At 41.3% G+C, this 5,262-nt stretch carries 6 protein-coding genes; 5 read left to right on the forward strand and 1 reads right to left on the reverse strand.

The genetic code is table 11. From position 1 onward, the window contains the following. Nucleotides 1–53: 53 nt before the first annotated feature. Nucleotides 54–743: a DUF3334 family protein gene (locus GQR46_RS15550; RefSeq protein WP_165729298.1), complete on the reverse strand. Its 690-nt coding sequence runs from the start codon at nucleotides 741–743 to the stop codon at nucleotides 54–56. A 116-nt stretch (nucleotides 744–859) separates the two neighbouring features. Between GQR46_RS15550 and cmoA the strand changes: the two genes are divergently transcribed. The 5 genes from cmoA to GQR46_RS15575 all read left to right on the forward strand — a co-directional run bounded on the left by cmoA (nucleotide 860) and on the right by GQR46_RS15575 (nucleotide 5,216). After that, complete coding sequence (cmoA, locus tag GQR46_RS15555) at nucleotides 860–1,585, forward strand: carboxy-S-adenosyl-L-methionine synthase CmoA (protein ID WP_165741406.1); 726 nt, start codon at nucleotides 860–862, stop codon at nucleotides 1,583–1,585. 12 nt (nucleotides 1,586–1,597) lie between these two features. Then, nucleotides 1,598–2,566, forward strand: a complete 969-nt coding sequence (gene cmoB / locus GQR46_RS15560) for a tRNA 5-methoxyuridine(34)/uridine 5-oxyacetic acid(34) synthase CmoB (protein ID WP_165741407.1) — start codon at nucleotides 1,598–1,600, stop codon at nucleotides 2,564–2,566. Nucleotides 2,567–2,756: 190 nt separating this feature from the next. After that, nucleotides 2,757–3,809 carry a phosphoribosylformylglycinamidine cyclo-ligase gene (gene purM, locus GQR46_RS15565; RefSeq protein ID WP_165741408.1) on the forward strand — a complete coding sequence of 351 codons (1,053 nt, stop codon included), beginning with the start codon at nucleotides 2,757–2,759 and terminating at the stop codon, nucleotides 3,807–3,809. Continuing rightward, nucleotides 3,809–4,456, forward strand: a complete 648-nt coding sequence (gene purN, locus GQR46_RS15570; protein ID WP_002959994.1) for a phosphoribosylglycinamide formyltransferase — start codon at nucleotides 3,809–3,811, stop codon at nucleotides 4,454–4,456. The genes purM and purN overlap by 1 nt, the downstream gene beginning before the upstream one ends. A 16-nt stretch (nucleotides 4,457–4,472) precedes the next feature. After that, entirely contained in the window at nucleotides 4,473–5,216 is a 744-nt protein-coding gene (locus GQR46_RS15575; protein ID WP_165741409.1) for a DUF3108 domain-containing protein, read from the forward strand. Nucleotides 5,217–5,262 lie beyond the last annotated feature (46 nt).

The raw sequence follows: 5,262 nt of genomic DNA on the forward strand, positions 1-5,262 counted from the left end.
CTATTTAAAGAAAGCTTGAGGCTGGTTAGAAGAGATGGTATCTACGTAAAACGTTACAGTCCTAAGCCTGCCATAAAGTCGTCATCTGCATCGTCTTGCACAACGTCTTTAGCCTTTGCGCTTTCTTTTTCAGCTTTCTTTTTAGCTTCGTTTTCAATTATGTCATCTGGGTCTAGCGCTTCTGCAATATCAAAGTCGTGTAATTTAATAAACTCTGTTTTATCCATCGCTAATTCCAAGTAAAAGATATTTTGTTTACTTGTGGTGAATGTTACGCGGCGGGCTTGCGGGCGATCCATCGTGGTATCTACCGATATTTGCACTTGCTTGTTAATAGCCATCATTTTTGGCTGATTTTGTGTAATTGAAGTATGCAGTTGCTCGCGCACTTTAGAAGTAAAGTCGCCAACAATTTGGTTCATCAACTCGCCTAGTACGTTTGATACGTCGTCTGATAAATGGCTATGCGCTATTTCATTCTCAGGCATACCCATATTACGCATGTAATCGCCATAAATTTCCATCGCCGCTTGCGAGGTAAAGTTGGTAATTACAAGGCCGGTAAAACCGCCGTCAAATAAAACAAAGCAGCCAATATCTGGTCGCATACATGTACGCGTTATTTTTTGTACCATAGCAGAGTAACTAATACCGTTACCGCTGGCTGATGTAAGTACACCTGTAACCGAATGACAAAGGGTTGCTAATATATCGTCTGTGCTGATGACCTTGCTTTTGCTCATTTAATCTTCTCTTTTATACTTATTATTCATAATTCTAGTCAAGCTACTGAATTTATCACTGACTATCCAGTATAAAATGTTAAAATAACTCTATTATTTACAAAGAGACTGCCTTCGTGACCATAAAAGACAGTATTTATGCCTCTGAGCAACAAGTAAAAGATTTTAGCTTTGACCAAAATGTAGTCGAAGTTTTTCCAGATATGATCCAGCGCTCTGTACCGGGCTATGCAACTATTGTTAGTACAATGGGTAAACTTGCCGGTGAATACGCACAAAGTAACTCTAATCTTTACGATTTAGGCTGCTCACTGGGTGCAGTAACGCTTAGCATGCGCCGAAATATTCGCACCGATAACTGCCATATAATAGCGGTAGATAACTCGCAAGCGATGGTTGAGCGTTGCAAGGTACATTTACAGGGTTTTAAATCAGAAGTCCCCGTTACTGTTACTTTGGGCGATATTAACGAGCTTGAGATTCAAAACGCCTCAGTAGTAGCAATGAACTTTACACTACAGTTTATTCCACATGCTCAGCGCCAAGCCGTTCTTGAAAAAATATACGCTAATTTAAAACCTGGCGGTGTATTACTGCTTAGCGAAAAAGTAAAAGCCGAAAACGAGCTATGCGATAATTTATTAATAGATTTGCACCACGACTTTAAACGTCACAATGGCTACTCTGAGCTTGAAATAAGCCAAAAGCGGACCGCCATCGAGAACGTTATGCGCCCAGATACACTCAGCGCTCACTTTACTCGCTTACAAGATATTGGTTTTAGCCAAACTCAAGTGTGGTATCAATGTTTTAATTTTTGCTCAATGGTAGCAATCAAATAAAGAGAGTGACTTATGTCTCAATGGTTTAACCAATTTTACGCATCTATTGCACAAAGCCCTCTTAGCCACTGGCTAGAAACCTTGCCAGCCCAGTTAAAACATTGGCAAAACGAGGCAAGCCATGGCGATTTACCTAAATGGCAAAAAGTGCTTAAAAATTTGCCTGAAGTAAAAACTACGCATGTTGACGTATCTACCAAGGTAGAAATAGGCGCGCCTGGCGAAATGAGTGATGGCGAGCAAAAGCAAGTCATGCATTTATTAAAACGTATGATGCCATGGCGCAAAGGCCCATTTAGTGTACACGGTATTGAAATAGACACAGAATGGCGCAGCGATTGGAAGTGGGATCGCCTACTTCCTCATATTGAGCCATTAAAAGGTCGCACTGTTTTAGATATTGGTTGTGGTTCTGGTTATCATTTATGGCGTATGCGCGGTGAAGGTGCAGAGTTTGTAGTGGGTATTGATCCGTCTGATTTATTTTTATGTCAGTTTCAGGCAATTAAACACTATAACCCAGACGAAAACGTGCACTTATTGCCACTAGGCGTTGAGGCATTACCCGAGCTTAAAGCGTTTGATACGGTTTTTTCGATGGGCGTACTTTATCATCGTCGCTCACCTATCGACTTTTTAGCACAGTTAAAAGCACAGCTTCGCCCAGGTGGCGAACTCGTACTTGAAACCCTAGTAATTGAAGGCGACGAAAACACGGTACTCGTCCCTACCGACCGCTACGCTAAAATGCGCAACGTGTGGTTTATTCCAAGTACTGCAGCATTAAAACTGTGGATGGAACGCGTTGGCTTTAAAGATGTGCAAATAAAAGATTGCGCTATTACCACGCTTGAAGAACAACGCAAAACCGATTGGATGGAAAACGAGTCGTTAATCGACTTTTTAGATCCAAACGATACAAGTAAAACAATTGAAGGCTACCCTGCTCCACTTAGAGCAATATTAACGGCAAAAGCATAGCGGTTAATTTAACGCTTTTAATACTAAAAAAACGCCTACGGGCGTTTTTTTGTTTATTTAAACAACAAGTAGCGGACAAGTGTCCTTGTTAATTATTTCAAAATTACATTTGCGCTAGCCGCGACCTTGCAATTGTTGTAAAATACGCGCGTTTCTAAGCAACCCAAAACAACTATTTTGAGGAAAACCTGTGAGCGAACAAAAACAGTCTCTAAGCTATAAAGACGCGGGCGTAGATATCGACGCTGGTAATGCACTTGTTGAGCGTATTAAAGGCGTAGTTAAAAAAACTCGTCGTCCTGAAGTAATGGGCGGAATTGGTGGTTTTGGCGCACTTTGCGAAATTCCTGAAGGCTACAAGCAACCAGTATTAGTTGCAGGTACAGATGGCGTTGGTACTAAACTACGTTTAGCAATCGACTTAAAAAAACACGATACGGTTGGTATTGATTTAGTTGCAATGTGTGTAAACGACTTAATTGTTCAAGGTGCTGAACCCCTGTTTTTTCTAGATTACTATGCAACTGGTAAACTAGATATAGACACAGCAGCTGACGTAGTTACAGGTATTGGCAAAGGGTGTGAAATTTCAGGTTGTGCCCTAATTGGTGGCGAAACAGCTGAAATGCCAGGTATGTATGATGGTGAAGACTACGACATGGCAGGCTTTTGTACAGGCGTTGTAGAAAAATCAAAAATAATTGATGGCACAAAAGTAGCAGCAGGCGATCAGCTTATTGCACTTGCTTCAAGCGGTCCTCATTCAAATGGCTTCTCTTTAATTCGTAAAGTACTTGAAGTGTCAAACGCTGATACCAGCGCTGACTTTGAAGGTAAAACACTAGGCGAAACCTTACTTGAGCCTACGCGTATTTACGTTAAACCGTTACTTGAGTTATTCAAAAACGTTGACGTACATGCGCTTTCGCATATTACTGGCGGCGGTTTTTGGGAAAACATTCCACGCGTATTACCAGAGTCTGCAAAAGCAGTAGTTAAAGGTGATAGCTGGCAGTGGCCACCAATTTTTAACTGGTTACAAGAAAACGGTAATATTACTACCCACGAAATGTACCGTACATTTAACTGTGGTGTAGGCATGGTTTTAGTTGTACCTGCAGACAAACTTGAGCAAAGCTTAACAATGCTAAAAGACTTAGGCGAAAACGCATGGCATCTTGGTGAAATTCAAGACGCAGCGCCTGGCGAAGAGCAAGTTGAAATTGTAGGTGGTGCTAAGTAATGGCACCGACTCGTCTAGTAGTTTTAATCTCAGGTAGTGGCTCTAATTTACAAGCCATCATAGATGCCTGCGAGCGTGGCGAGATAAACGGACATATAGCGGCTGTTATTAGTAATAAAGCAGACGCTTATGGCCTAGAGCGTGCAAAGCAAGCCGGTATTGCTACAAAAGTGCTCAGTCATAAAGATTTTGACTCGCGCGAAGCGTACGATGCGCAATTAATGAACGTTATCGACTCTTTTATGCCAAATCTAGTTGTATTAGCTGGGTTTATGCGTATTCTTACTCCTGGCTTAGTGCAAAAATATGTTGGAAAAATGTTGAACATTCATCCATCTTTGTTGCCTAAGTATCAGGGGCTGAATACCCACCAAAGAGCAATTGATGCAAAAGATGATGTTCATGGCGTAAGTGTTCACTTTGTTACTGAAGAATTAGACGGCGGTCCCGTTATTCTTCAGGCGCAAATACCTGTACTCAAGGATGATACAGCAGAGACATTAGCAAAACGCGTGCATGAGCAAGAGCATATAATTTATCCTTTGGTGGTGAAGTGGTTCAGTGAACACAGACTTACTATGGAAGCAGATTATGCAGTTCTTGACAAAAAACAACTTCCTGCACACGGCGCGCACTACCCACAATAAAAAAATAAGTGCCCTGTTGTTATGTGCGGGCGCTTTACTTCCAACTAGCCTAATTGCAGGCGAATTGACTCAGTATCAAGCTAACTACGATATTTTACGCAAAGGTAAAAATCATGGTGAGGCTGTTCGTGAGCTCAAAAAAACGGGCGACGATACTTATGAACTAACATACCACAGCAATATTGAGTGGATGATTTTCTCTGATTCTCGTGAAGAAACATCAAAGTTTACCTTTAAAGATGGCAAGGTTACCCCGCATCATTACAATATGATCCGCACCGGTACAGGCCCAGATAAAGATTATAAAATTGATTTTGATACTGCGAATAAAGTAGTGACTAGCAGTGCTAGCGAATACCCACTTAAATGCGAATGGACTGATGAATTTCAGGATGCTATTTCATACCAAGTGCAAGTGCGCGAAGGATTAAAAAAAGGCGAAACAAGCTTTTCATTCCCGCTTATTGATAAAAAAGGTAATCGCCGCGACTACAATTTTGAAGTATCTGGCACCGAGATGATTTCGTTGCCTATCGGTAATGTAGAAGCCATTAAAGTAAAGCGTTTATACGATAACGATAAACGCCAAGCAATTGCATGGTTTGCCCCTGAAATGGATTACATGCTGGTACGTATGTGGAAAGGCGAGAAAGGGATGGAACAGTTTGAAGTTCAAATGAACTCGTTTACTGTCACTCAACCAGTTTCGCCACCGGCGACCGTAGCTGATAAAAACGAAGCTACCGTCGAGGCGCTATAACACATAATTTAAATATAAAAAAAACGCGATTTTAATCGCGTTTTTT

The organism is Pseudoalteromonas sp. Z1A6, from assembly GCF_011378745.1.
Lineage (GTDB): Bacteria > Pseudomonadota > Gammaproteobacteria > Enterobacterales > Alteromonadaceae > Pseudoalteromonas > Pseudoalteromonas arctica.